This is a genomic window from Maritalea porphyrae (assembly GCF_027213965.1).
Taxonomy (GTDB): Bacteria; Pseudomonadota; Alphaproteobacteria; order Rhizobiales; family Devosiaceae; genus Maritalea; species Maritalea porphyrae_A.
Map to the genome: position 1 here is coordinate 110628 of NZ_JAPWGX010000003.1, position 26927 is coordinate 137554.

At 50.3% G+C, this 26927-nt stretch carries 24 protein-coding genes and 1 other RNA gene; 23 read left to right on the forward strand and 2 right to left on the reverse strand.

Features of this window, described 5'->3' with window-relative positions:
- Nucleotides 1-93 precede the first annotated feature (93 nt).
- Both rarD and O4H47_RS09355 read left to right on the forward strand, forming a co-directional pair.
- Nucleotides 94-1008 (forward strand): EamA family transporter RarD, encoded by a 915-nt coding sequence (rarD, locus tag O4H47_RS09350; RefSeq protein ID WP_269393716.1) that lies wholly within the window; start codon nt 94-96, stop codon nt 1006-1008.
- On the forward strand, nt 1005-1586 hold the full coding sequence (locus O4H47_RS09355; RefSeq protein WP_269393717.1) for an MOSC domain-containing protein: 582 nt from the start codon (nt 1005-1007) through the stop codon (nt 1584-1586). Before rarD ends, O4H47_RS09355 begins: the two co-directional genes overlap by 4 nt.
- Here O4H47_RS09355 and O4H47_RS09360 read toward each other — a convergent pair.
- Nucleotides 1579-2499 carry a hydrogen peroxide-inducible genes activator gene (locus tag O4H47_RS09360; protein WP_269393718.1) on the reverse strand — a complete coding sequence of 307 codons (921 nt, stop codon included), beginning with the start codon at nt 2497-2499 and terminating at the stop codon, nt 1579-1581. The two genes, O4H47_RS09355 and O4H47_RS09360, sit on opposite strands and share 8 nt — an antisense overlap.
- A 97-nt stretch (nt 2500-2596) precedes the next feature.
- Between O4H47_RS09360 and O4H47_RS09365 the strand changes: the two genes are divergently transcribed.
- A complete protein-coding gene (locus tag O4H47_RS09365) occupies nt 2597-4030 on the forward strand; it encodes a catalase (protein WP_269393719.1) in 1434 nt (477 codons plus the stop codon).
- A gap of 187 nt (nt 4031-4217) precedes the next feature.
- On the forward strand, nt 4218-5351 hold the full coding sequence (locus tag O4H47_RS09370; RefSeq protein WP_269393720.1) for a DUF2336 domain-containing protein: 1134 nt from the start codon (nt 4218-4220) through the stop codon (nt 5349-5351).
- Between the two features lie 29 nt (nt 5352-5380).
- On the opposite strand, the gene O4H47_RS09375 is transcribed toward O4H47_RS09370, so the two are convergent.
- Nucleotides 5381-5689, reverse strand: coding sequence for an ArsR/SmtB family transcription factor (locus O4H47_RS09375; RefSeq protein ID WP_269393721.1), 309 nt, complete (start codon nt 5687-5689; stop codon nt 5381-5383).
- 160 nt (nt 5690-5849) lie between these two features.
- Here O4H47_RS09375 and O4H47_RS09380 point away from each other — a divergent pair, with 160 nt between their 5' ends.
- The 19 genes from O4H47_RS09380 (at nt 5850) to lpxC (ending at nt 26873) form a co-directional block, all read left to right on the forward strand.
- Entirely contained in the window at nt 5850-6800 is a 951-nt protein-coding gene (locus tag O4H47_RS09380) for a metalloregulator ArsR/SmtB family transcription factor (RefSeq protein ID WP_269393722.1), read from the forward strand.
- Nucleotides 6801-6819: 19 nt separating this feature from the next.
- Nucleotides 6820-7731 (forward strand): methylenetetrahydrofolate reductase [NAD(P)H], encoded by a 912-nt coding sequence (gene metF, locus O4H47_RS09385; RefSeq protein WP_269393723.1) that lies wholly within the window; start codon nt 6820-6822, stop codon nt 7729-7731.
- A gap of 95 nt (nt 7732-7826) precedes the next feature.
- Nucleotides 7827-8525 carry a molecular chaperone DjiA gene (locus O4H47_RS09390; RefSeq protein ID WP_269393724.1) on the forward strand — a complete coding sequence of 233 codons (699 nt, stop codon included), beginning with the start codon at nt 7827-7829 and terminating at the stop codon, nt 8523-8525.
- A gap of 53 nt (nt 8526-8578) precedes the next feature.
- An RNA gene (gene rnpB / locus O4H47_RS09395) (RNase P RNA component class A) lies at nt 8579-8953 on the forward strand.
- Nucleotides 8954-9117: 164 nt separating this feature from the next.
- Nucleotides 9118-10098, forward strand: coding sequence for a 16S rRNA (cytosine(1402)-N(4))-methyltransferase RsmH (gene rsmH, locus O4H47_RS09400; protein ID WP_269393725.1), 981 nt, complete (start codon nt 9118-9120; stop codon nt 10096-10098).
- Entirely contained in the window at nt 10098-10472 is a 375-nt protein-coding gene (ftsL, locus tag O4H47_RS09405) for a cell division protein FtsL (RefSeq protein ID WP_269393726.1), read from the forward strand. The genes rsmH and ftsL overlap by 1 nt, the downstream gene beginning before the upstream one ends.
- A complete protein-coding gene (locus O4H47_RS09410; RefSeq protein ID WP_269393727.1) occupies nt 10469-12172 on the forward strand; it encodes a peptidoglycan D,D-transpeptidase FtsI family protein in 1704 nt (567 codons plus the stop codon). Before ftsL ends, O4H47_RS09410 begins: the two co-directional genes overlap by 4 nt.
- Nucleotides 12173-12182: 10 nt before the next feature.
- Nucleotides 12183-13625, forward strand: a complete 1443-nt coding sequence (locus tag O4H47_RS09415; RefSeq protein WP_269393728.1) for a UDP-N-acetylmuramoyl-L-alanyl-D-glutamate--2,6-diaminopimelate ligase — start codon at nt 12183-12185, stop codon at nt 13623-13625.
- Between the two features lie 3 nt (nt 13626-13628).
- Nucleotides 13629-15029 carry a UDP-N-acetylmuramoyl-tripeptide--D-alanyl-D-alanine ligase gene (locus tag O4H47_RS09420; protein WP_269393729.1) on the forward strand — a complete coding sequence of 467 codons (1401 nt, stop codon included), beginning with the start codon at nt 13629-13631 and terminating at the stop codon, nt 15027-15029.
- Between the two features lie 24 nt (nt 15030-15053).
- Nucleotides 15054-16139, forward strand: coding sequence for a phospho-N-acetylmuramoyl-pentapeptide-transferase (gene mraY / locus O4H47_RS09425; protein WP_269393730.1), 1086 nt, complete (start codon nt 15054-15056; stop codon nt 16137-16139).
- Between the two features lie 99 nt (nt 16140-16238).
- Nucleotides 16239-17411: an FtsW/RodA/SpoVE family cell cycle protein gene (locus O4H47_RS09430; RefSeq protein ID WP_269393731.1), complete on the forward strand. Its 1173-nt coding sequence runs from the start codon at nt 16239-16241 to the stop codon at nt 17409-17411.
- Entirely contained in the window at nt 17408-18502 is a 1095-nt protein-coding gene (gene murG, locus O4H47_RS09435; RefSeq protein WP_269393732.1) for an undecaprenyldiphospho-muramoylpentapeptide beta-N-acetylglucosaminyltransferase, read from the forward strand. The genes O4H47_RS09430 and murG overlap by 4 nt, the downstream gene beginning before the upstream one ends.
- Nucleotides 18503-18514: 12 nt before the next feature.
- Entirely contained in the window at nt 18515-19927 is a 1413-nt protein-coding gene (murC, locus tag O4H47_RS09440) for a UDP-N-acetylmuramate--L-alanine ligase (RefSeq protein ID WP_269393733.1), read from the forward strand.
- Nucleotides 19928-20905: a UDP-N-acetylmuramate dehydrogenase gene (murB, locus tag O4H47_RS09445; protein ID WP_269393734.1), complete on the forward strand. Its 978-nt coding sequence runs from the start codon at nt 19928-19930 to the stop codon at nt 20903-20905.
- 2 nt (nt 20906-20907) lie between these two features.
- A complete protein-coding gene (locus tag O4H47_RS09450; protein WP_269393735.1) occupies nt 20908-21828 on the forward strand; it encodes a D-alanine--D-alanine ligase in 921 nt (306 codons plus the stop codon).
- A complete protein-coding gene (locus O4H47_RS09455; RefSeq protein WP_269393736.1) occupies nt 21816-22709 on the forward strand; it encodes a cell division protein FtsQ/DivIB in 894 nt (297 codons plus the stop codon). Before O4H47_RS09450 ends, O4H47_RS09455 begins: the two co-directional genes overlap by 13 nt.
- The gene (gene ftsA / locus O4H47_RS09460; RefSeq protein ID WP_269393737.1) at nt 22709-24022 is read left to right on the forward strand and encodes a cell division protein FtsA; all 1314 of its coding nucleotides are present in this window, start codon (nt 22709-22711) and stop codon (nt 24020-24022) included. The genes O4H47_RS09455 and ftsA overlap by 1 nt, the downstream gene beginning before the upstream one ends.
- 144 nt (nt 24023-24166) lie before the next feature.
- Complete coding sequence (ftsZ, locus tag O4H47_RS09465; protein WP_269393738.1) at nt 24167-25798, forward strand: cell division protein FtsZ; 1632 nt, start codon at nt 24167-24169, stop codon at nt 25796-25798.
- 118 nt (nt 25799-25916) lie between these two features.
- Nucleotides 25917-26873: a UDP-3-O-acyl-N-acetylglucosamine deacetylase gene (gene lpxC, locus O4H47_RS09470; protein ID WP_269393739.1), complete on the forward strand. Its 957-nt coding sequence runs from the start codon at nt 25917-25919 to the stop codon at nt 26871-26873.
- Nucleotides 26874-26927: the final 54 nt, after the last annotated feature.

Consider the following 26927-nt stretch of genomic DNA (forward strand, 5'->3'; position numbering starts at 1 on the left):
AATTCTGGTGATCTCTTGCATCTCCATGATTTGTTGGTGCGGATTGATGTTTGCTGATATTGTTTCGGTCCAACCAATTTATAAGAGTTCACCATGACCAACGACAATGCAGCGCGCGAGGCAAAACTCGGCGGAATTAGCGCCATCTCTGCCTATGTGCTTTGGGGCGTATTTCCGCTCTATTTCAAATTGGTGGGCGACATAAATGTCTACACAATTATTGCTCACCGCGTGGTCTGGTCTGCGCTTTTTGTGGCGCTGTTTTTGTTGGCGGTTAATCGGATAAAAGAAATTCTGCCGGTTTTCTCATCCAAAAAATCAATGGGATGGCTGGCGCTTTCAACACTGACCATTACGATCAATTGGACGATTTTCGTTTGGGCGATCGACAATAATCAGGTGTTGGCAGTTAGTTTTGGCTATTTCATCAACCCACTGGTGAATGTACTGCTCGGCATGGTGTTACTTGGCGAACGCCAGAACAAGTTGCAAGCATTGGCAATCGGCATCGCGTTGGTTGCTGTGGCCATTCAGGCATTTGGACTTGGCGGGTTACCTTGGATTTCACTGGCGCTTGCCTTCAGCTTTGCTTTTTATGGTTACTTCAGAAAAACTGTTGCGGTAGGGGCTGCGCCTGGATTGCTGATCGAAACTATGCTGTTGGTGCCATTTGCCATTGGCTTTTTGTTCTGGTTCGGCCCGTTGAACCCCTTGCCCTCAAATGGGGGAACGCTGCCGCTTTGGGCGCTTTTGATGCTTTGTGGTCCGGTAACAGCGGTCCCATTGATTTTGTTCGCCATTGGGGCGCGACGGTTGCGGCTGACCACCATTGGCATATTTCAATATATCGCGCCTTCTATACAATTTGTATTGGCCGTTTGGTTGCTAGGTGAAGAATTGAGCCAGACAAGGCTAATCAGTTTCATATTAATTTGGGTTTCGTTGGTTGTATTTACCTACGACTCGATTTCTAAGAATGCGCAGGCAAAAAGAGAGAAGCTCGCATGACGAACAGCATCGGTGCACAAAAACTCACAGGTAAGCTCAACCAATTATTCATAGCGGATGGCGACGGATTTGTTTCACGTCCCGTTGATGTGATCGAACTAGATTTTGACGGTATTGTTGGCGATTACCACCATGGTTCCACGCGAAAATCGGGCGGGCGCGAGCCCTGGTACGATCGCGGGACAGTGATGCGAAATGAGCGACATGTTTCAATTCTTTCTCAAGAGGAATTGGCTCAAATTGCTGCTGACCTGAAACTAGATGTGTTGGATGCTGGCCGAATAGGTGCAAACTTTGTTACCAGCGGCATTCCCGACCTTTCGCGTATTCCGTCCCGCACACAGTTCTTTTTCCCATCAGGTGCGGTCATTAGAATTGATGGATACAATGCGCCCTGCAAAATATCGGGGAAGAGCTTGCAAAATGCACATGGTGATCGCGAGGACATAGAGTTTGGCTTTGTGAAAGCTGCCAAGTCTACTCGCGGGGTTGTGGGCTGGGTCGAACGTCCGGGGATTATCAAGATCGATGACGAGATAAAAGTGCGAATTTGGCCGCAAGAACTTTACGTCATTTGATGAGAAGCCCGGCGTCTTCCGCCAAAAGCTGTTTGCCAACATTTGTTGTAACGGCTGCAATTTGATTGAATAAGTCTTGTAATGGCGAGGACTTTCGCCAGATCATTGAAACTGTGCGTCCCGCGCCGGGTTGTTTCAGACTTAGGGTCTTTACTCTGCCGCCTATGGCTTCACGCTTTAGGCTGATTGCGGGCAATAATGTCATACCCTGTTCATTCGCCACCAACTCGACAATTGTTGAAAGCGATGTGGCGGCAAAGGTTTTGTGTTTTAGGTCATTGCCCAATTGGCAGGCATCCATAGTTTGGTCACGCAGACAGTGACCATCAGAAAGCAACAGCATATGCTCTCTGTCCAACACGGCTAGGTCGATAGGGCTGGTCAGAGATGTTTTTGGTGCGACTGCCAGCACAAATGGGTCGGCAAATAAGGGCAACGAGAACAGTCGGTCGTCACCCGGATCTGTGGCCAAAATGCCAAAATCGCAATCACCTTTTTTGACCGCATCAACCAGTTGTTCTGTCGTCTGCTCGCTGACCGAGAACTGGACGGGCTCGAATTTCGATGAGAGACCGGGCAGCAAACTGGGCAACAAATAGGGGGCAATTGTTGGGATCAAGGCCATCGATAGACGCATAGGCATTTGGTGTTGTTTTTTCGTAAAGCGCTCTTCAAGTGCTTTGGATTGGCCAACGATGGTTTTAACTTCATCAAGGAAAGGCTTTCCTTGTGGGGTTGGAATAACGCTTTTGCCCATACGTTCGAAGATTGCAAACCCCAACTGATCTTCCAGCAGCGTTATTTGCTGGGAAAGGGCTGGTTGCGTGACAAAACTAGAAAGCGCTGCGCGGCCAAAGTGTTTGTGCTGTTCAACGGCGAGCGCATAGCGCATTTGCTTTAGTGAGATGCTCATGATTAGTTTTTCTAATCGATGATTTAAGTTTAATCAATTGGACTACTGCTTTTTTCAGTCGTAGGCTGCTTCCATATTTAAAGGAAGGGACAAGACCATGAGTAATCCTCCAAGACTGACAACAACAGCAGGCGCGCCGATTTCTGATAATCAGAATTCCCAAACAGCTGGAGAACGCGGCCCTGTTTTAATGCAGGACTATCAGTTGATTGAAAAGCTCGCACACCAAAACCGTGAGCGCATTCCAGAGCGTGTTGTGCATGCAAAGGGTTGGGGTGCATTTGGTACGCTGACGGTGACGGAAGATATTTCGAAGTATACACGTGCCGCAGCCCTTCAAAAGGGCAAGAAAACGGACATGCTTGCGCGTTTTTCAACCGTCGCTGGTGAATTAGGTGCCGCAGATGCCGAGCGTGACGTGCGTGGTTTTGCGCTAAAGTTTTATACCGAAGAAGGCAATTGGGATTTGGTTGGCAACAACACGCCAGTGTTCTTTGTGCGTGATCCGCTCAAGTTCCCAGATTTCATCCATACGCAAAAACGTCACCCAAAAACCAATATGCGCTCGCCCACGGCAATGTGGGACTTTTGGTCTTTGTCGCCTGAAAGTCTGCACCAGGTGACTATTTTGATGTCAGATCGTGGGCTGCCAACGGCGCCCATGTTCATGAATGGCTATGGTTCGCACACTTATTCAATGTGGAACAATGATGGCGAGCGTGTCTGGGTGAAATTTCACTTTAAAACCAAACAAGGTCACAAGCATTTCACCAATGCAGAAGCCTCAAAAGTGATCGGTGAAAGCCGGGAGACCTATCAAGAAGAGCTATTTGGCACTATTGATCGGGGCGAGTTCCCGAAATGGCGCGTATGCATTCAGGTGATGAGCGAGGCACAAGCCAAAGGTACACCATTTAACCCATTCGATCTTACAAAGGTCTGGCCGCATGGCGATTATCCGTTGATCGATGTTGGGGAAATGGAACTCAACCGCAACGCGGAAAACTATTTTGCTGAGATTGAGCAAGCCGCATTTTCGCCATCTAACGTGGTGCCAGGGATTGGCTATTCGCCAGATAAAATGCTGCAAGCACGAGTGTTTTCATATGCGGATGCGCATCGTTATCGGTTGGGCACACACTATGAAGCGTTACCGGTCAATCAGCCAAAATGCCCTGTGCATCACTATCATAAAGACGGTTCAATGAACTTTGTCGGTCAGAAAACGGGCAATGTGGATGCCTATTATGAGCCAAATAGTTTTGGCGGTGCGCATGAAGACCCAAATGTTGCCGAACCGCCTTTGCCAATTGAGGGAACCGCAGATCGGCACAATCACCGCCTTGGTAATGATGATTTTTCACAACCGCGTGCGCTGTTTAACCTGTTCGATGATGGAGAAAAGCAGCGACTCTTTCAAAATGTTGCTGCAGCGATGCAGGGTGTGCCTGAAGCTATTGTTGAGAGACAGTTGGCGTTGTTTGAGCAAGTGCATCCAGATTACGCCGCCGGGGTCCGCAAAGCACTCTAGATAATTGTGATCTTGTGATTTGATTTGGGGGCGAGCGATTGCCCCCAAATTTGTGATTAAGAAAGATCTAACAATCCAACTACCAATTAACGCAGTTTTGAATTGAATCCGATCTTAAACTTTCAGCTGGCTCGCATACTTGTTCGGCATACTCAGCGCCAATTAGCAGGTTATTGGAGGTGTAGTTGTGGAAAGTGTTTCGGGAAAAGGGTCGGCGTTTTCAAGTTTTAACGCGCTGAACAATGATCCAGATAGTGCGGAGTGCGCAGAACTTATGCGCAACATGGCGAAACTGTTTCGTCATGTGGTGGACCGTTGCGACGATGAACAAATTGAAAAATATGATGAAGTCCTGTGCCAACTTGCCGAGTTAGTTGAAGCGGAAGCGCGAGCAGATGTTGCTCAACTTCTCGCTCCGCTTAGTCGAGCGCCGGGCAGTGTTGTGATTAAACTTGCACATGATGAGATTGAAGTGGCGGCTCCATTGTTGGAGTTTTCTTCTGTTTTATCGGACGATGACTTGATTGAGATTGTGCGGGAGCTTTCCAATGACCACCGATTTGCAATAGCAGGGCGTAGCCCGGTCACCGATCGAGTTGGGTCTGAGATTGTCAAACGAGCTGATACACGCACCGTGTTGCGCTTGGTTGGCAACAAAGACGCGCAAATCGGCGATGAAACCGGAACTGGGCTGTTGGCACGTGCGGTGAATGACAAGAGCATTGCGGCAAGCATTGGCGGGCGCAAGGATGTGGATTGGCGTCAAATTCACGCCAAGCTTTCAGAGGCGGGCAAACGCGCGCTGAAGAGCCTTGCTGAGGCCAAAGTGCCAGTTGATGAGGATAGTCTTGCTGAAGCACAATCCGTGGTTCTCAATCGCGCCCGAAACGAAGCCGGCTTTAATGCGACGGAATGGAAAGTTGCATGGGGGCAGGTCAAGGCAATGGCAGATCGCCGTCAGTTTAATCTGAGTGCGCTTGAGCGGTTTTGCCGCTTTGGTTATGGCCACCATGTGGCCAGTGCGTTGGCAATCTTATTGCGGATCAAGCCAGAGGTCTTGGTGAAGTGGCTCGCTACGCAAGACACTGGCGCCCTGATTGTTGCGGTGCGGGCAATGAACTTCAAACCCGAACTGTTTCAGCGCGTTTTCTCTTCCTTGCCTTGGCGCGAAAAAATCTTGCCTGAAGATGCCGGCTTGGCGGTCAAGAAATATGATTCACTATCGCAAAAGGATGCGCACGACATTTTTGAAATGTGGCGGTCCCATTCGTTCGCAAAAAAGGGTAGCCCCGAGCGCCAGCAAACAGTCAACGTCGCTTAGGTGAAATGGCTGGCTAGATGAACTCTAGCCTAGCCGTTGACTTCCAACCAATTTGAAACTTGCGATAGCGCATCTTTGTTCAACGAACAGATGCGCCATTGCCTGTCTATGCGTCTTTCAATCAGTCCTGCTGATTCTAGGACGCGCAGATGTCTCGAAATTGCTGGGGCAGTGATAGCATATGGCTCACTAAGTGTGCCTACGGAAAGCTCCCCGTGTGATGCGAGTTGCTCAACGATTGAGATACGTACAGGATCTGAAAGTGCATTGAGGATGGAGCAGAGCTTTAGCATTTTTTCGCGCTTTTCCTCCCCCGTGGCGTGACTTTTTTTTGTCATCTTTTTTACGACTCTTATTTAATCTTTGATTTAATTTCGGTTCTTGCAAACCAGGTCGTCTATTTAAACGGTGTAAGTGCTTTAACCTATTTTATTGCTAAATTCTGTATTATGGATATAAAGATAGCTTTATATCCTTCGTTTTGATTTGAGGCTGAATGTGGCTGAACTTAGAGAGTTTGTTGATATCCTACGTGCCGCGGGTGAAATCACCCGGCTACGGCTGCTTTCGCTACTTGCTGCGGGGGAACTCTCGGTAAAAGATCTTACCGAAATCCTTGATCAGAGTCAGCCTCGCGTGTCTAGACATTTACGACTATTGACCGAATCAGGACTTGTGTCGCGGCATGCAGAAGGGGCGTGGGCATTCTTTCGGCTATCTGATGAAGCCAACGCCGCAGTGTTGGTGCAACATTTACTTGAGCAGCTTGATGCCAGTGACCCAGTGCTACAAGCAGATGTTTTGCGGCTTGAAGCTGTTCGGCGCGATCATCAAATGCGTGCTGCAACCTACTTCTCCAAAGTTGCCCGAGACTGGGATCGTGTTCGTTCCTTACATGCGCCCGAATCTGCGGTGGAGGCAGCCATTGTGGACATGATGAAGGGCACAAGCGTTGAGATGTTCATAGATTTGGGCACCGGTACGGGCCGGATGTTGGAATTGCTTGATGGACATTTCAAAAAAGGTGTTGGGATCGATTCAAGTCGGGAGATGATTTCGGTTGCTCGTTCCAAGTTCGAACGTTCAGGTCAAAAAAGCGTCTTTGTTCGGCTTGGCGATATCGCGCAGTTGGATGAATATAGCGCCAGTGCCGATATCACGATGCTGCATCAGGTGCTGCACCATTTCCTTGATCCTGGAAAGGCCCTGTTGAACGCGCGACAAACGCTCAAACCTGGTGGCAAAATCGTCGTTGTCGACTTTATGCCCCACAAGCTCGAGTTTTTGCGCGAAGAGCAGGCTCATAAGCGCCTCGGCTTGTCACATGAACAGATGCAAGCGTGGGCGCAGGCCGCACACCTTAAGGTTACAGACGCACGAGAAATACCCCATAACAAACCAGGTGGCGGACTAACAGTTTGCATTTGGCATTTGACAGACCAATCCTGAAACGGACCGGATATAGACCATGAGTGATACACCAATTTTCAGCCAGCCAGAACGATTGTCTCGGCAATCGGACTATGAGTTGCAACAACTTCAACTCTCTTTCGAGTTTTTCCCTCCAAAGAACGATAAGATGGAAGAGCGTTTTTGGGTTGCTATGGACAAGTTGGCGCCAATGAATCCGCGTTTCGTTTCCGTGACTTATGGCGCTGGAGGTACAACGCGTGACCGGACCACAAAAATTGTCTCACGGATTGAAAAAGACACTGGGGTGAATGCCGCCGCGCATCTGACTTGTGTTGGTGCGTCGAAAGAGGAAGTTGGGGATGTTGTGCGTGGCTATCAAGAAGCAGGCATTTCCCGGATTGTGGCCCTGCGCGGCGATCCGCCAGAAGGTGTGGGAATGCCGTTTCAGCCGCACCCTCAGGGCTATAAAAATGCTGCGGAGTTGGTGGCAGGAATTCGTGAAATTGGAGATTTTGATATTTCGGTGGCGTGCTATCCTGAAAAGCACCCGCAAAGCCCGGATTGGCACGGCGACATTGAGAATTTGAAACGCAAAATTGATGCGGGGGCTAGCCGCGCCATTACGCAAATGTTTTTTGACAATAGCGACTACCTGCGGTTCGTGGACAGAGCGCGCAATGCAGGCGTGCATGCACCTATTGTGGCCGGTATCCAGCCCATTCACAATTTTACCCAGGTGGCGAACTTTGCCAAACGATGTGGTACCAGCATTCCTGATTGGCTTGCGGACCGGTTTGATGGGTTAGAAGACGATCCCGAAACGCACGCTTTGGTGGCCTCCGCCGTTGCTGCGGAACAAGTGACAGAGCTAGTGGATCGGGGGGTAACAGAATTTCACTTTTACACCATGAACAGATCGTCTTTGGTCTTTGCTTTGGCGCGGCTATTGGGTCGTCGTCCGGCATAAAGGCAAGGAATTTGTGCTTTCGCCCTAGAAAGTACCCGTATTTGTTCTATATCTAGGCCAATTCGGCGAATTGTCGGGTTGAAGAGGGTGAACGAATGTCAGTTTGGCAGGTTATTGCAGAGAAGATTGGCTCTTTTGCCGAGGGTACAGGTATCGCTGGCTCTCTGGCGCAATTGTTTGATCCGGAAAACTGGCTGCTTGGTGGTCGTGAAGCGGCATTTACCCTTTCCCTTGTGGCTCTATCTGCAAAAATGGCCGCCGCTGATGGTGTCGTCACTGCCGATGAGATTCGTGCCTTCAGGCAGAATGTTCAAATTCCAGCGGGCGCTGAAGATCAGGTTGAGCGGATATTTGATCTCGCACAGCAAGATGTTGCCGGCTATGAATCCTATGCAAAACGCATTGAGCGCTTGTTCCATGACGACAAAGACGCATTGGAACATGTGTTAGACGGCCTGTTCCACATTGCTGAAGCTGATGGTTTGGTCCACGAAGACGAGCTTGCCTATTTACAGGTTGTCGGCGAAATTTTTGGTTTCACGGATGAAGAATTTGCACGGTTGGCTGCCCGGCATGTGGTCCTTTCGAGTACGGATCCTTACTTCATTCTGGGCGTGGACCCGGATGCTTCAGACAAAGACTTGAAAATTGCCTATCGCAAATTGGTAAGCGAGCATCACCCTGATCGTTTGATCGCCAAGGGGGTGCCAAGTGATTTGGTGCAAGTAACCTCAAAAAAGATGGCGGCAATAAATTCTGCCTATGACGCAATCTTGGATAGTCGCCGCGACTAATTGGGTAGTTCTTTCGCTTGACGTATTGCACCGCGCCCCATATGCCACAGGTGCCAGTTGGTCGGGCAGCCGCTGCAGCGTAAGCTGGAGAGGAAAGTCCGGACTCCACGGAAAAACGGTGCCGAGTAATGCTCGGCGGGGGCGACCCTAGGGAAAGTGCCACAGAAAGCAAACCGCCATGCGATGCATGGTAAGGGTGAAAGGGTGCGGTAAGAGCGCACCGCAGGGCCAGCAATGGCTCTGGCAAGGTAAACCCCACCGGGAGCAAAACCAAATAGGGATGACGCGGTCGCAAGACCGGCCCGTTTCCAGGCTAGTCATCCGGGTAGGTTGCATGAGGCATTTGGTAACAAATGCCCTAGATGAATGGTTGCCGCGTATAGCTTTGCTATGCCTTACAAAATCCGGCTTATAGACCAACTGGCTTTTTTACCCAATTGCTTCAAAAGCAACACAAAATTAAGCCTCATCATAGAAACTGCTCGGCAAAATTGTTTTTTTCTTAAGAATGATTTTATGGAGCAGCACCGCCCGCGTATTGGGCGCATAGGGAGTACAGCTCGACGTGTTCTTACACGCGGCGTAGATTTGTTTGGCGCAAGATTCACCCCACATTTCGGTTCTTCTGAACGAGGTTATTCGTTCTATTTCACCGCTTGAAGGGCGCCATGTGGTGGATGGTACATTTGGAGCAGGCGGTTACTCGCGCGCGTTTTTGCAAGCGGGTGCCCGTGTTACTGGTATTGATCGTGACCCAAATGTTTTGCCATATGCGCAAAACCTAAGTGCAGAATTTGGTGACGACTTCAGATTTGTTCAGGGGCGCTTTGCCGATCTCGAAGACTTGGCGCAAGAAAACAATATCGCCCCCATTGATGCCGTCGTGCTTGATATCGGCGTGAGCTCAATGCAGCTGGATGAAGGGGAGCGCGGCTTTTCCTTTATGCGAGATGGGCCGCTAGACATGCGCATGGAGCAATCCGGTGAAAGTGCGGCAGACTTGGTCAATGAACGCGATGAGCGCGAGATTTCCGATATCTTGTTTGAGCTTGGCGAAGAGCGACGTGCACGGCAGATCGCCAGCGCCATAGTTGCCCAACGGGATGAAAAACCCTTTGAAACCACGGCAGAGCTAGCAGAATTGATTGGCGAAAAACTTGGGCGTAAGCCGGGTGGATCACACCCTGCGACGAAAAGCTTTCAAGCGTTGAGAATTGCGGTGAATGCTGAATATGGTCAACTCGTGCGTGGACTATTTGCTGCGGAACGGCTGTTGCCAGCAGGTGGTGTATTGGCAGTGGTTTCGTTCCATTCAGTTGAAGACCGGATTGTGAAGCGCTTCTTTAAGCCACAAGAAAAAGGGTCGCGTCACGCCCCCATGCAAACAAAGAACCTGTTGCCTTGGGACAATATTTCTAAGGCCATTCGAGCGGGCAAAGACGAACTGGATGCGAACCCGCGTGCGCGCTCTGCGACTCTGCGCTTTGCCACGCGCAATAGTGAACCTGCCCGGGAGTTGAGCATTGAAGGGTTAGGTGTGCCTGGTTACGCCAGAAGGGAGTTTGCCTCCTAATGCGCGCATTTAATTTCTTTCTTCTTTGTACAAGTTTCTTGGCGCTGATCATGGTTTATGGCCAAAAGTACCGTACTGAAGAAGTGCAGTCACAAGTGATTGAGTTGCAGGATGAAATTGCGGGACAAAAACAAGTCTTGAGCGCCCTAGATGCTGAATGGGCGTTTCTTAATCAGCCTGGTCGTTTGCAAGCCATTGTTGAGCGTCATGCAGATGCATTAAACGTCGCGCCAATCGTTATTGCGCAATATGGATCCATCCAAGACATCCCAATGCGGCCTGTTGCGCCAGACGTTGAGGGTTTGGATGCTCTGCTGATGTCTTTGGGCGCCGGAGTTGATCCGAGCAATGTTGATGGATTGTCGAGCCAATGAGTGACGTGATGCATGATGTTGGACCAGCAATTGCCATAGATGGAGCCCGCAAATCGCGCGGGCATATGACGAAGAGCCGCATTCGGCTGACAGTCGCCCTGGCTATGCTTGTGTTTTCAATAGTTGCTGTCCGCTTGGTTATGCTTGCAGCGGTTGAAGTGGATGATGTGGCGCTGGGGCAAGCGCGGCCTGCGCTAACCGCTACTCGACCCGCATTGGTCGACCGAAATGGCAGCCCACTTGCGCTTGATATTCAAGTGCCTTCGCTATTTGCCGAGCCCCGTCGGATAATTGATGTCGATGAAGCGGTTGAAGCCCTTTCAATTGAATTCCCAGACATGGACCGCAAGTGGTTGCGGGGCAGGCTTGATGGGGACGAAGGATTTGTTTGGCTTCGCCGTGAACTAACACCCCAGCAAAAAGAGCGAATTCTGCGGCTTGGCATTCCTGGCATTGATTTTGTTTCAGAATCGCGACGGTTTTACCCTGGTGGTAATGTTGCTGCGCATATTTTGGGTGCGGTGAATGTCGACAATGTTGGCATTGCTGGCCTGGAGCGATTTCTGGATCAACGTGAAGTTGCATTGTTGCAAGATCTCGGCTTTGCCAGAGATCGTTCGTTGCAACCAGTTGAATTGTCCATTGATTTACGTGTGCAGCATGTAATGCATAATGAACTTGTGGATGCACTGACACGCTACCAAGCAATCGCTGCTGCCGGTGCCATGATGAATGTGAGAACCGGCGAAATCGTCGCTTTGGTTTCTCTACCCGATTTTGACCCGAATATGCCAGCTGGTGCCCTTGAAGAGGGCCGGATAAACCGAATTACAGCGGGTAAATTTGAACTTGGTTCGACCTTGAAGCCAATTACCGCCGCCGCTGCGCTCGATTCTGGTTTGGTGCAGATTACTGATAAGTTTGATGCGACGAAACCAGTACAATTTGGCCGATTTAGAATTGGCGATTTTCACGCCAAAAAACGTGTTCTTAGTTTGCCAGAAGTGATCAAATACTCATCAAACATTGGCACAATAAAAATGATGCAGGCGTTGGGTAAAGAGCGTTTCCGCGCGTTTTTAGCCAACGTTGGTATGGATGGTTCGCCGGTCATCGAATTGCCTGAAAAGACGCAAAGCCAGATTAAAGATAAGTTCTCTGAAGTTGGGGCTGCCACAGCCTCCTTTGGGCACGGGCTTTCTATCACGCCGCTGCAACTTCTTACTGCCTATGCAGCACTAGTAAATGGTGGTGATTTTATTGCGCCAACATTGCTGCCACGGGACCGAATTGCTGCGCTTGCGAACAGCAAAAGGGTTATTAATGAACGCACTAGCGATCAAATTCGCTATTTGCTGCGCTTAAACGCGATCGAGGGATCGGGCCGCAAAGCTGCGCCGGATGGCTATCGCGTTGGTGGTAAAACCGGAACCGCTGAGAAGGTGGTAGATGGCAAATATTCCGACGATAAACTACTAAATGTTTTTGCATCGGCATTTCCAATGGATGCACCGCAATATGCGATGGTCATCTTGGTGGATGAGCCAAAAAAAGAAGATGAACGCAGTGGTCATACTGCTGCGTGGAACGCCGGCGCTGTGACGGGCCGGATCATTGAAAGGGTTGCACCAATGCTAAGAATTGTGCCTAATCTTGATCCAGAACTCGATGCACAACTTGTACCAGTAGAATTACGATAAGGGACACATAATGGGACATTCCCTCAAAATGTTGTTAGATGGTGCGAGTGCCGCACAAGATTTCCACGATATGGATGTCGCTGGCATTACCTCACATTCGCAAAAAGTGGCGAAGGGTTTTGCATTTTTCGCGCTACCAGGCGTTAAAATGCATGGCAACGATTTTGTGCGCGATGTGGTGCGATTGGGCGCTGCAGCCATCATCACAGACCGGGGACTAGACTTTGACGCTGGTGTGCCAGTTTACCTTGTGAACGATGTACGCGCGTGTTTTGCGCGGGCTGCGCGACGTGTTTGTGAGCCACAACCTGAGGTTGCGGTTGCAGTAACGGGGACAAACGGCAAAACATCTGTCGTTTCGTTCATCCGTCAGATTTGGGAAATGAACGATATTCGAGGGGCAAGCGTTGGCACCTTGGGCATTACGGTGGACGGACACACAACCGGTGGGGAACTGACGACACCGGGGGCAATGAGCCTTCACCAAACCTTGCAACAACTCAAAAGCGCTAATATCGATCATGTCGCCATGGAGGCCTCAAGCCACGGACTTGATCAACGTCGTCTAGACGGCATGGAATTCAAAGTAGTTGGGTTTACCAATCTTTCGCGGGATCATTTGGATTACCATGAAACGATGGAAGCCTATCACGATGCCAAGTTGCGGTTGTTCAAAGAATTGATGGTTGCTGGTGGTACCTGCGTTATCAACATGGACGATGAAGAAGCAACGCCCTTTATGTTCGCAGGATTGGAACGTGAGGCAACGGTGATCACTGTTGGGGAAAATGGCGCATATTTTGAAGTGACCAAGATTGAGCCTGAAGGCTATGGTCAGCGTGTGACTGGTCGTCTGGTGGGTGAAGAGGCTGCATTCTATTTGCCGCTTGCTGGTAAGTTTCAGGTGACCAACGCTTTGGTGGCCTTTGCGATGGCTGTTTCTACTGGGATCGACAAAGATGATGCGCTCGAAAGTCTTTCAAAACTTGAAGGGGCAAAAGGGCGTTTGGAGCTTGTCGCAGAACACAATGGGGCTGCGATTTTTGTGGACTACGCGCACACGCCTGCCGCGCTGGAAACTGCCTTGCAGGCACTTCGTCCATTCGCCAAAGAGCGATTGATCTCTGTGTTTGGCTGTGGAGGTGATCGAGACAAGGGCAAGCGCGGTCCAATGGGCGCGGCTGCGGTCAAAAACTCTGACATCGCAGTTTTGACGGACGACAATCCAAGGACGGAAGACCCGGCAACAATTCGGGCAGAGGTATTGGCAGACAATCCAAGTTTGGTTCAAGTCGCTGGGCGAGGTGACGCCATTCAGCATGCCATCTCCTTGCTTGGTCCAGGCGACGTTTTGCTGGTTGCGGGCAAAGGCCACGAAGACTATCAAATCATTGGTGAAACCAAGCACCACTTCTCTGATCATGAAGTTGTTTTGAAGGCGGTTGGTGCTTGAGCCATGCCTTTGTGGACACTAAATGAGATTGTTGCAGCCACAGGCGGCAAGGCTTTGGCATGCAAGCTTGATGCATTTGGTGGCGTTTCAATCGATTCTCGGGATTTGTCAGTTGGTGATCTGTTCGTCGCGATTGCGGGGGACCGATTTGACGGACATGACTTTGTTGAAGCAGCCATCAAAAATGGTGCTGGCGCGGCACTTGTTGGCGCTATTTGGGCGAAGAAAGCTCCTAAAGACTTACCTCTGATTGTTGTTGACGACCCATTGATTGGGCTTGAACATTTGGCAAGAGCCGCGCGGGCGCGCACGGATGCCAAAGTGGTCGCTGTAACTGGTAGTGTGGGGAAAACCTCTACCAAGGAAGCGATCAGGCTGGTTTTAGAAGCAGCCGGGCACACGCATGCGTCAATCAAATCGTTCAATAACCACTGGGGTGTGCCTTTGATGTTGGCTCGCATGCCCGCGGATACACAATATGCTGTGTTTGAGGTGGGTATGAACCATGCCAATGAAATTCGACCCTTAGTGAATATGATCAGGCCTCATGTGGCGGTGGTGACCAATGTGGGCGCAGCGCACTTGGAGAATTTTGAAGATATATTCGGTATTGCTGCAGCAAAAGCCGAGATTTTTGAAGCTCTTGAGCCGGATGGGGCTGCGATTCTGGGCGTAGATCACGAATATGTGGAACCTCTGCGGGCACGAGCTCTGGCGCTTGGCATCACCAATATTGTGACATTTGGCAGGTCTGCTGCTGCCGATTACCGCTTGGAGAACGTGTCGCCCACCGATTTGGGAATGAGTGGAAGAGTATTGTCGCGCAAAGGTGTTTTTGATGTGCTCGTGCCTCAGTTCGGAATACATGCGCTTGTGAATGGGGTCGCTTGTTTTGCCGTTGCTGGGCAGTTGGGCGTCGATTTGAACCAAGTTGCCACAGCCTTACGTGATTTTGAGGCGCCGCCCGGGCGCGGTAATGTTGTCAAATTGGTCATTGGCACGGGCGACGTAGTTTTGTTGGATGAGAGCTTTAATGCGAACCCCGTTTCCATGCGCGCGGCCTTGAAGATTTTGAAGAACTTTCCGGTAAGCGGGCGAAAAGTCGGCGTTCTGGGCGATATGCTAGAACTTGGCGAAACCTCAGGGCAATTGCACATAGATTTGGCGCAAAGCGTTTTAGACGCCGGATTTGAAAAACTGATTTTGGTGGGGCCGATGATGCAGGGGCTCGCCGAGGTGTTGGCGCCAAAACTGGAGGTTGCCCATTATGCAAATGCTGGCAATATCGCAGATTTGTTGGGCGAAGCTCTTGCCCCCGGCGATGTTGTTATGATCAAAGGGTCAAAAGGCACAAAGCTAAGTCCGGTTGTTGAAGCGCTACGCACACGATACTCTTCGATTTAGGCAAGTTACAGGGTTGGGAACTCCATGTTCTATTTTTTGCAGGAATTTGGCGATCAGTTTGCGGCGCTGAATGTATTTCGGTATCTGACTTTTCGCACCGGTGGCGCGACCATTACTGCGCTGTTTATCGTGTTTATTTTCGGCCCTCAGGTCATTTCACACCTTAAGTTGCGCCAAGGGCACGGTCAGCCCATCCGGGAGGATGGACCGCAAAGTCATCTGATTACCAAAAAGGGCACGCCCACCATGGGGGGGCTAATGATCTTGGTTAGTGTGCTGATATCTACCCTTTTGTGGGCAAATCTATCGAACGCTTATGTGTGGATTGTATTGTTTGTCACAGCCGGGTTTGGTGCCATTGGGTTTTATGATGACTATCTAAAGGTTAGCAAAGCCACGAACTCTGGCTTTGGTGGTCGGCAACGGTTGGTGCTTGAATCCGTTATTGCTGCAATCGCGTGTTATGCGGTCTCAACCATGGGTGAAGCCCCTTTTTCCACGTCGCTCGCCTTTCCCTTCATCAAAGATTTCGCTGTGGATTTAGGCATTTTCTTTGTTGTTTTTGGCGGGTTTATCATTGTTGCAGCGGGCAATTCGGTAAACCTTACGGATGGGCTTGATGGATTGGCGATTGTACCTGTGATGATTGCTGCAGGATCGTTTGGATTGATTGCTTATTTGGTGGGTAACGAAGTCTTTTCAAATTACCTATTGATTAACTTTGTGCCCGGTACCGGTGAACTTGCTGTATTGTGCGGTGCACTAATTGGCGCAGGGCTTGGGTTCTTGTGGTTCAACGCGCCGCCAGCCTCGATCTTTATGGGCGACACCGGCTCATTGGCCCTTGGCGGTATGTTGGGCGCAATTGCGGTTGCGACGAAGCACGAGATCGTGTTGGGCATTATTGGTGGGTTGTTTGTCCTTGAGACCGTTTCGGTCATTGTGCAAGTGATTTCGTTTAAAACGACGGGCAAGCGAATTTTTAAAATGGCGCCGATTCACCATCACTTTGAGCACTTGGGGTGGACAGAAAGCCAGATCGTTATTCGTTTCTGGATCATATCCTTTGTGCTTGCAATGATTGGTTTGTCTTCCTTGAAACTGCGCTAGTCATCGTTGAAAATTTTCAAATCGTTGCGAGTTGGTAACCAAATTTGGTGTATTTTTATACACCAAGTTTAGGACCAATAATGGTGTGCGGTTAACTACATGTTTTTACGCGAGTTTTCGAGAGAGCGAAAAACCCCTTTAGCAGAGTGGTGGTGGACGGTTGACCGCCCGTTGTTGGCAGCGCTTATTGGGCTGTTGGCTGCTGGGGTGATGATGTCTTTTGCGGCAAGCCCGGCGGTTGCGGTTCGCATTGGCTTAAACGAATGGCACTTTACCGTTCGGCACATCATTTTTTTGGTGCCAACAATTGGTGTGTTGATTGCAGGATCGTTTTTGACTTCGCGGCCCGCCCGACGTTTGGCGTTGGCGGTCCTCATCATCATGTCCGTTTTGATGGTGCTCACACTGTTTATTGGCACAGAGATCAAGGGTTCACAACGTTGGATATCGCTGTTGGGGTTCTCTATTCAGCCATCTGAATTCGTCAAACCTGCATTTGCGATCATCGCTGCTTGGTTGATATCTGAACAGATGAAATCGCCAGAAATGCCGGGGCATTTGATGGCGTTCGGTATTCTTGCAGGTATCGTTGGCGTATTGCTTTTGCAGCCCGATATTGGACAGACCGCACTTGTTCTTTTGACGTGGGCTGGCCTGTTGTTTATTTCAGGCATTTCATGGTGGGTGATTTTGACGTTGGGCGGCCTTTCAATCGCGGGCATCACTGGCGCTTATTTTATGTTTCCGCACGTGACACGGCGGTTTGACGCGTTTTTGAACCCAGAGACGGGCGACAATTATCAGGTTGAGAAAGCGCTGCAATCCCTATTGGAGGGCGGTTGGTTTGGTTTGGGGCCGGGCGAGGGCGTGGCCAAACGCGCTTTGCCTGATGCGCATGCGGATTTTGTTTTTTCAGCCGCTGCGGGTGAATTTGGGATTTTGTTCTGCCTTGGTTTGGTCGCTTTGATGGCGTTTGTTGTGGCCCGTTGCATGTATTTGGCGCAATTGCAGCAAAACCTTTTTTCACGCCTGGCGGTTAGCGCAATTGCCATTCAATTCGGTATGCAAGCATGTATCAATTTGTTGGTGAACCTCAATCTCATCCCCCCAAAAGGCATGACACTGCCATTTGTTTCTTCTGGCGGCACGTCCATGATCGCCATTGCTTTTGGCATGGGGATTTTGTTGGGCCTGACGCGTCGTAAGCCTGAACACACAATTCAATCCGGATTGCCCGCGTTTCGCGTTGGCGCCGCACAAGAGGTCGCATGAGTAAGTTTATCGTTTCTGCTGGCGGGTCGGGGGGACATTTGTTCCCAGCCCAAGCTCTTGCTCACGAGCTAATGCGCCGCGGGCATACTGTTCAACTGATGACGGACAAGCGCGCAAACAGTTTTGTGGCGGAATTTCCGGCTGAAAAGACACATATTATTCCGGCAGCGACGCCGAATTTGCGCGCGCCAGCAAAAGCTTTTCAGGCTGGGATCAGCATATTGCAGGGCATTGCAAAAGCCTATGGCATTCTAAAACGGGAAGACCCTGATGCGGTAATTGGGTTTGGTGGATATCCAACCTTTCCCCCCCTTATTGCGGCAACGCTGCGGGGGGTTCCAACAGTGCTGCACGAGCAGAATGCAGTTTTAGGTCGGGCCAACAGGGCGACCGCGCGATTTGCCGATATCATCGCGTTGAGCTTTGACAAGACAAAGTTTGCTGAGAAATTTGAGGACAAATGCATCGTAACGGGCAATCCCGTACGTGATCTTGTGGTTGAGGCCGCAAAAAAACCTTATCCCGCGTTGCATGATGATGGGCCGATCAATGTTTTGGTCACGGGGGGCTCACAGGGGGCGCAAGTGTTCTCTGACATGTTGCCAGGTGCAATGATGAACATTCCAGATCAACTCCGTTCTCGCATACATTTGGTGCAACAATGTCGGGCGGATGATTTGAAACGGGCAACTGCAGTTTACGCTGAAACGCGATTGAACGTTGAGCTTGCGCCCTTCTTTAAAGATTTGCCCCGCAGAATTGCAAATGCGCACTTGGTGATTTGCAGGGCCGGAGCCAGCACTATTTTTGAACTTGCGCAGATCGGCCGACCCGCTATTTACGTGCCGCTGCCAGGCTCGTTGGACCAAGACCAATTGCACAATGCACAGAATATGGTTGATGTGGGGGGCGGTGTTATTCTAGAGCAGAGCAATCTTTCACCCCATTTGCTAGCGACCGAACTCACCAAGATTCTGTGTGACCCCGAAAAGCTTAAAACAATGGCTCAAAATGCCAAGAAGCTATCCACGCAGGATGCTGTGGCTAAGCTCGCTTTGGTTGCGCAAGACGCTGCCAATGAAGAAGAATAGGAGAGCGTCAAAATGAAGATGCCACAAAATATTGGTCCGGTGCATTTTGTCGGAATTGGCGGCATAGGCATGAGCGGAATTGCTGAAGTGCTGCACAACCAAGGTTATGAAGTGCGCGGTTCCGATTTGTCGCTGAACCCCAACGTGCAACGGTTGCAAGAAAAAGGTATTCACGTTGACATTGGCCAGCGTGCCGAAAATATCGAAAGTGCTGCAGTTGTGGTGATTTCGTCTGCAATTAAGTCTGACAACCCAGAGCTTGTTGCGGCACGAGCACGTTCTTTGCCTGTCGTTCGTCGAGCTGAAATGCTTGCAGAAATCATGCGGTTCAAAAATGCGATTGCTATTGGGGGAACCCACGGCAAAACGACAACAACATCTATGGTTGCCACCCTGTTGGATGCTGGCGGTGTTGATCCCACGGTGATCAATGGCGGTATCATTAATGCCTATGGCACGAATGCGCGTTTGGGCGACGGCGATTGGATGGTGGTTGAAGCGGACGAAAGCGATGGCACCTTTGTCAAATTGCCTGCTGACGTTGCGATAGTGACCAACGTGGATGCCGAGCATTTGGACCACTATGGTGATTTTGAAGCGGTCAAAAACGCCTTTTTGACCTTTGTTGAAAATGTGCCGTTTTATGGTTTTGCCGTGATGTGTCTTGATCACCCAACGGTTCAGGATTTGGTCGGCAAAGTTACCGACCGTCGCATCATCACCTATGGGCAAAATCCGCAAGCTGATGTTCTGTTAAAAGACGTGCGCAATAAAGACGGTAAATCTGTTTTTACGGTCGAAATTCGTGACCGATTGGCGGGGACGAGCGAAACCATCAAGGATTTGGTTTTGCCAATGCCGGGCATTTACAATGTGCTCAATGCGACAGCGGCCATTGCTGTTGCACATCAATTGCACGTGGATGCGGACGACATTCGAAGCGGTTTGGATAATTTCTCTGGTGTTAAGCGTCGCTTCACGACTGTGGGTGAGGTTGCGGGTACTCGGGTGATTGACGATTACGCTCATCATCCAGTTGAGATTTCATCCGTGCTCAAGGCAGCGCGGGCTTCGGCCAAAGGTGATGTGATTGCTGTGGTGCAACCGCATCGTTATTCACGTTTAGAAGATTTGTTTGAAGAATTTGCGAGCTGTTTCAATGATGCGGATACGGTGCTGGTGGCGCCTGTTTTTGCAGCTGGGGAGCAGCCGATTGATGGCATTAGCCATGAGAGTTTGGTTGAGCGACTTCGGGCCAAGGGCCACCGCGATGCGCGGGTTGTTGATCGGCCAGAAGCCCTAGCGCCCATTCTAGCGTCACGGGTGAATAAGGGGGACTATGTGGTGTGTCTGGGGGCAGGCTCGATCACACAATGGGCGGCGAAGCTGCCAAGTGAACTTCAAGCTCTTATCGGAGATAAATAGATGAGTTTTCCTGACCTTTTGCCCCAATTTGCTGATTGGATTGATGGCGTACGTGGCCGATTGGTGCCCAACCAATTGTTATCCGAAATCACTTGGTTTCGGGTGGGTGGGCCTGCCCAATTGTTCTTCCAGCCCAAAGACGAAGAAGATTTACAGTATTTTCTCAAGCATCTACCAAAGGACATCAAGGTCACAGTGATCGGTTTGGCGTCAAACCTATTGATCCGCGATGGTGGGCTTGATGGAGTTGTTATTCGCCTGTCCGCGAAAGGCTTTGGTGCGGTTGAAATTCTTGATGACCACAAATTGCGGGTTGGCACCGCGTTGCCCGACGTTAAGGTGGCAACCGCTGCAGCCGATGCAGGTATTGATGGGTTGACGTTTTACCGCGGTATTCCTGGTGGCATCGGTGGCGCACTTTACATGAATGCTGGGTGTTATGGCACCGAAACGAAAGACCGGATGGTTGAGTTGCGTGGTATAACGCGTGACGGTGAAGTGGTGACCCTGACCAATGCAGACATGGGTTACAGATACCGGAAAAACAACGGACCGCGTGATATCATTTTCACTTCTGCTGTCTATCAAGGTTTTGCCGGGGATCCAGACGATATCAAATCGCGGATGAAGGAAATCACTGAAAAACGTGAAAGCTCACAACCTACCCGTTCGCGCACTGGGGGGTCGACTTTTAAGAACCCTGAAGGCCACTCAAGCTGGAAATTGGTTGATGCTGCGGGTGGTCGTGGGTTGCAAGTTGGCAACGCTCAAGTGTCTGAATTGCACTGTAATTTCTTGCTCAATATTGGTGATGCAACAGCGCACGATATTGAAACGCTTGGCGAAACGGTGCGCCATAAGGTTCGCGAAAATTCAGGTATTGAGCTGAAGTGGGAAATTCGGCGCATGGGGCATTTTGTGCCCGGCAAAGAAGTCCGCGAGTTTTTAGATGGTGATGTGTTCACCGGTCAGGTTTGAGTATGAGCAAGCATGTTGCGGTTCTTTATGGCGGGTGGACAAGCGAGCGGGAAGTTTCCTTGTCTTCGGGGCGCGAATGCGCAGCAGCGCTTGAGCGATCCGGCTATAAAGTTACGCTGATTGATGTTGATCGCCAATTGGCTCAACGTCTTGCAGAAGTAAAACCAGATGTGGTGTTCAATGGTCTGCATGGTCGTTTTGGCGAAGATGGAACCGTGCAGGGGATGCTAGAGATCATGGGCATTCCTTATACCCACTCCGGCGTTTTGGCATCTGCATTGGCAATGGACAAGCATCAATCCAAAATGCTGTTCAAGGCCGCAGGGGTTCCTGTTACGGATCACATAATCGCCCATCGCGATGAAATTGCTGGCAAGCACCAAATGCCACCGCCATACGTGGTGAAACCCTATAATGATGGGTCTAGCGTTGGTGTGTTTATTGTCAAAACTGGCACCTCTCATCCGCCACAAGAAATATTGCGCACTGACTGGCAGGGTGAAGACCATTTGATGGTGGAGCGCTATATTCCGGGACGTGAATTAACCTGTGCGGTAATGGGTGGGGTTGCGCTTGGTGTCACTGAAATCGTTACTGATTTGCACTTCTACAATTATGAAGCAAAGTATGAGGTTGGTGGGTCAGAACATATTCTACCAGCCCAAGTTTCACCGAAAATTTACCAGAATGTTCAAAGACTAGCGCTTAAAGCACATGAGACTCTTGGGTGTCGCGGGGTCACACGAACTGATTTTCGATATACCGAACATCAGGGCCGTGAAGGTGAATTGATCTGTTTGGAGATCAACACTCAGCCCGGGATGACGCCAACGTCGTTGGTGCCAGAGATTGCTAAACATGCCGGACACAGTTTTGAAGAATTGGTGTCTTGGATTGTGGAGGATGCAAGTTGCAACAGGTAAAGCCAGAACATTCAAGCCAATCCATTGCTGTGGCAAAACCACTTGGTGCGGATTTGGTGGTGCGCCGAGCGACACATTTGTTTGTCGCACAATCGCGTAACCTGTGGGTGTTGCACAAGCAGCTTGCTGTTCGATTGATTGCGCTTGTGCTGGTGGTCAGCATTGGTGCGGCGGGTATTGCCTATCGTGGCCATATCGGCAACTATCTCATTGATGTTTCAGGCCGAGTTTCTGCACTGTTCGCGCAAGCTGGCCTTTCTGTGGCTGAGTTGTCGTTGTCAGGCTATGCCCTTACAAACGAGGATTTGCTGTTTGGTGCCGTTGGTCTAGAATCAAGCCGCTCTTTGGTCAGTTTTGACGCAGAGGCCGCACGATTGCGGTTGGAAGCGTTGCCCTCAATTGAAAGCGCGACAATTCGGAAGGTTTATCCAAACTCACTGATTGTTGATCTGGTTGAAAAACAACCGGTTGCTATCTGGACTGTTGATGGTGTCAATTTTGCAATTGATGGCAACGGCGACAAGATTTCGCCTGTTGATATGCCAATTGAAGGACTGCCTTTGTTTGTCGGCGATGGTGCCGCGGACGACGTGCCTGAAATGATTGCCTTGCTGGCGCAGTTTCCTGATTTGAATGAAGGTCTTTTAGCATCGAGCCGCATTGGCGATCGGCGCTGGGATTTGATTTATGACGTTGGGTTGCGTGTGATGTTGCCCGAAACAAAAGTGGCCAAAGCAATGGAAAAACTGATGCAGCTGCAGTCGCAAGATCAGGTTTTTGAGCGTGACATTGCCGTGCTTGATTTGCGTCTTAATGACTATATTGCTGTTCGTCCTGTTGACCGTACGCCGGCTGAGGGCGCTGAAGTGGAACCTGAATAATGCTCACCGATGCAATGACCGCACGATTGAAACCGCTGCAACCGGGTCGTTCCAGTCTAATTTCCGTACTTGATATTGGGTCCACAAAGATTTGTTGCATGGTCGCGCGCTTGACCCCTCGTGATGAGGGAAAGGCGTTGAAGGGTCGCACCCACAGCGCTGAGGTTTTGGGCTTTGCATACGGACCGTCTGCAGGTGTTAAAGGTGGGGTTGTGACCGATCTTGATCAAGCCGAACATGCCATTCGCTCGGTGGTTGGCATGGCCGAACGCAATGCAGGGGTTACGGTTCAGTCGGTTGTTGTCAATATTTCTGCTGGCCGTTTGGGCTCGGAAACATTTTCAGCCAGTGTGTCGTTGGACGGGCATGAAGTAGAAGATCGTGATCTAGAAAAGGTGCTGCGCACCGTCAATGACCGTTCGGTGCGCGATGACCGCGCTGTTTTGCACGCCTTACCGATTGGCTATTCGTTAGATGGGCACGCGGGTATCCGTGATCCGCGGGGTATGGTGGGGCAAACCCTTGGCGTTGATGTGTCGGTTGTCACCGCGGAAACACTTGCAATGCGCAATGTTGAGTTGGTGTTAAACCGCTGCCATTTGCAGGTGCAAGCATTTATGGCAACACCCTACGCAAGTGGACTTTCTGCACTTGTGGATGATGAAGCTTCGCTTGGGGTTGCTGCAATTGATTTTGGTGGATCTACGACCACCTTGAGTGTCTTTAAAGATGGATACCTGGTCTATGCAGATGCCATTGCGGTTGGCGGGCACAATATAACCCTTGATATCGCGCGACAACTCTCTGTGAGTATTGAAGATGCAGAGCGGCTTAAAACGCTTTATACGAGTGTTCTGCCGGGGCAGAGTGATGAGCGCGATTTGGTGCCCATTCAGCCGGTTGGGTCCGAAGAAAATGAAGCACCTACTCAAATTCCACGCGCAACTTTAACCCGGATCGTGCGTCCGCGGGTTGAAGAAATTCTTACTGTTCTGCGCGATCGCATGGTGGCAACTGGCATGATGGATGTTTGTGGCCGCAGGTTTGTTTTAACGGGCGGCGCCAGTGAATTGGCTGGCTTGTCCGAACTGGCGCGACGCATCTTGGCGCGTAATGTGCGCCAGGGGAGGCCACTTGGTGTTGGCAATCTTCCCGCTGTTGCCAAAGGGCCTGCATTTTCGACCGTTGTGGGCATGTTGATTTACCCGCAAGTGTGTGAATTGGAGTATGTAGAGCCCGTAGCGCAACGCAAACTCACCGGCACAGATGGCTATTTTGCGCGGATCGGAAATTGGCTCCGCACCAGTTTTTAAGGTATCGTTAAGCTAAACACTTTGTTTAATAAGGCGAAAATGTAACGCAATTTGCATTAAACTTTATGAAAATGGTCCAAATGTTAGGGATGACTTAACGATCTAAGCGTAATTCTGGAGTTCAGGAGCACAATGGGGCCAGAAATGAGCATCAAACTTCAAATTCCAGATATTCACGAACTCAAGCCACGCATTACCGTATTTGGTGTTGGTGGGGCCGGCGGAAACGCCGTCAACAATATGATCGATTCCGGCCTTGAAGGTGTGGAATTTGTTGTAGCCAACACAGATGCGCAAGCACTGGCACTCTCCAAAGCACAACGCGTTGTGCAGCTTGGTGTAGGGGTTACCGAGGGTCTAGGCGCAGGTTCGCACCCAGAAGTAGGGCGAGCAGCTGCCGAAGAAACAATTGACGAGATCAACGACCATCTTAGCGGATCGCACATGGCGTTTATTACCGCTGGTATGGGCGGTGGCACGGGAACGGGCGCAGCGCCTGTTGTGGCCCGCGCAGCTCGCGAGCAAGGCATTCTGACGGTTGGTGTTGTAACCAAGCCGTTCCAGTTTGAAGGCGCGCGCCGTATGCGCCTTGCCGACGATGGTATTGATGAATTGCATCGCCACGTCGACACGCTCATCGTGATTCCAAACCAAAATCTTTTCCGCGTCGCCAACGATAAAACGACATTCGCTGATGCGTTTACTATGGCAGACGAGGTGCTCTTTTCCGGTGTTGCTTGCATCACCGATTTGATGGTCAAAGAAGGCCTTATCAACCTTGATTTTGCTGATGTTCGTGCCGTTATGCGCGGTATGGGCAAAGCCATGATGGGTACTGGTGAAGCTGAGGGCGAAGATCGTGCACGTCACGCTGCTGAAGCAGCAATTGCAAATCCATTGTTGGACGATGTGTCCATGCAAGGTGCGCGCGGCTTGTTGATTTCGATCACCGGCGGTAGCGATTTGACCCTTTATGAAGTTGATGAAGCGGCAAGCCGTATTCGCGAAGAAGTCGATTCTGATGCGAACATCATTCTTGGTGCAACGTTCGATGATAGCTTGGATGGTAAAATCCGGGTGTCTGTTGTTGCTACAGGTACGGATGCCGCTATGGTGCAGGCAATGGATCCTGTGAAGCCAAACGCTGATCGTGCCATTCACATCAAGCGCGAAGTAAAGGCCTCTGAGCCTGTTGCTGAAACACCTAAAATGGAAGCGCCTGCGCCAAGCCCTGTTGATGAGTTGGATGCAGCAATGCAGCAAGCTGTCAATAAAGCGCTTGAAGAAGGGCATGCCCATCTCGCCAAAGAGAGCGACGTTACTGTTGAGCCCTACATTCCGGTTGCAGAGCCTGTGCAGGCTGAACTTGAAGATCGGCCTCGTGTGAACGATGTTGAACCCGTAAAGACATATGTGCCTCAATCTGCACAGCGTCCAACAGGTCCACGCCGTATGCCTCGTGCTGACGAACTGCCAACGCCTGCGCGTGAAGCGGTTGCGCAAGCACAGTCGCCTGAAGCAGAACCCAGAAACGCCCGTGCATTGTTCCGTCGCTTGGCCAGCAATGTTGGTTTGCAAACAAAAGGCGACGATGTTGCGCCAGTGTCTGCGGATGACGCAGCTGCCCGCAGCGCAGTGGAAGCCAGTGCGCCAAGCCGTCGGGTTGAAACACCCGGTGCAAAAGGAAATTTGGATCGTTCTGGTCGCCCTGTACCTGCGGATGCACCGAAAAAAGAACAACTTGAAATTCCAAGTTTCTTGAAACGTCACGGTTAAAAAAATCGAGATTTTTATAAAAAAGCACCCGGCGCGGCTTTCGCGTCGGGTGTTTTTTGTTTACTAGTACGAAAAAAGAGGCGGCGCGCTCGGGGCGTGAGATGCTGGGGTTATAAGTATGAAGAGACTTGCCACCAAACAGTGCACTATTGCTGAAGCACTGAGTTTTACGGGGATTGGCGTACATAATGGGCTGCCGTCTAGCCTGATTATCCAGCCTGCTGCCGTAGATAGTGGTTATTCTATTTGCCGCAAATTTGAAGATGGGCGTCTTTCGGAGGCGTTCCCTCTTGTGCATGATCGTGTTGCGCGTACCTATCTTTGTACGGCTGTGGATCTTGGCGACGCTGGTACAATCTCAATGATTGAACACGTGGTTTCTGCCCTTTCTGGTCTTGGAATCGACAATGCTTTGCTTGTGGTCGATGGTCCAGAGTGCCCTGTTTTGGACGGCAGTGCTGCCCATTATGTGCAGGCAATAATCGAAACTGGATTAGTTGTTCAGCCCGCCGAAAAGAAATTTATCAAAATCAAACGTTCCATTCTTGTGCGCTCGAACGATGCCTTTGCAGCGCTTGAGCCCTATAATGGGCGCGCGTTTGATGTTGAGATTGATTTTGAAAATGACGTCATTGGACGTCAACGGATGATTTTTGATTGGACGCCTGCAAAATATGCGAGCGATGTTTCTACTGCGCGTACTTTTGGCTTTTTGCGTGATGCGAAAATCCTACGTCAGGCAGGCTACGCGCTTGGGTCTTCTTTGGAAAATTCCATCGCCGTTGACGATGACAAAATCATGAATTCTGGCGAACTTCGGTTTGAAGATGAATTTGTGCGCCACAAGCTGCTCGATGCCGTGGGCGACCTGGCGCTAGCGGGCATGCCAATTTACGGCAAGTTCCGCTCCTACAAGGGCGGGCACGGTCTCAATGCCTTGGTGCTCAATGGTCTTTTTGCCAGTGAGCAAAACTATGAAATTGTTAATGCTGAAAACTTGCCATTAGAATTTGACGCGCTGGAAGATATGCCTTTGGGGTTATCCTCACAAGGTTACATTCGTTCAGTTGGCTAATATCACACATTGTGCCATAGTTTCGTTCGTTTTGCCGTATAGTTGCAAGTCGAC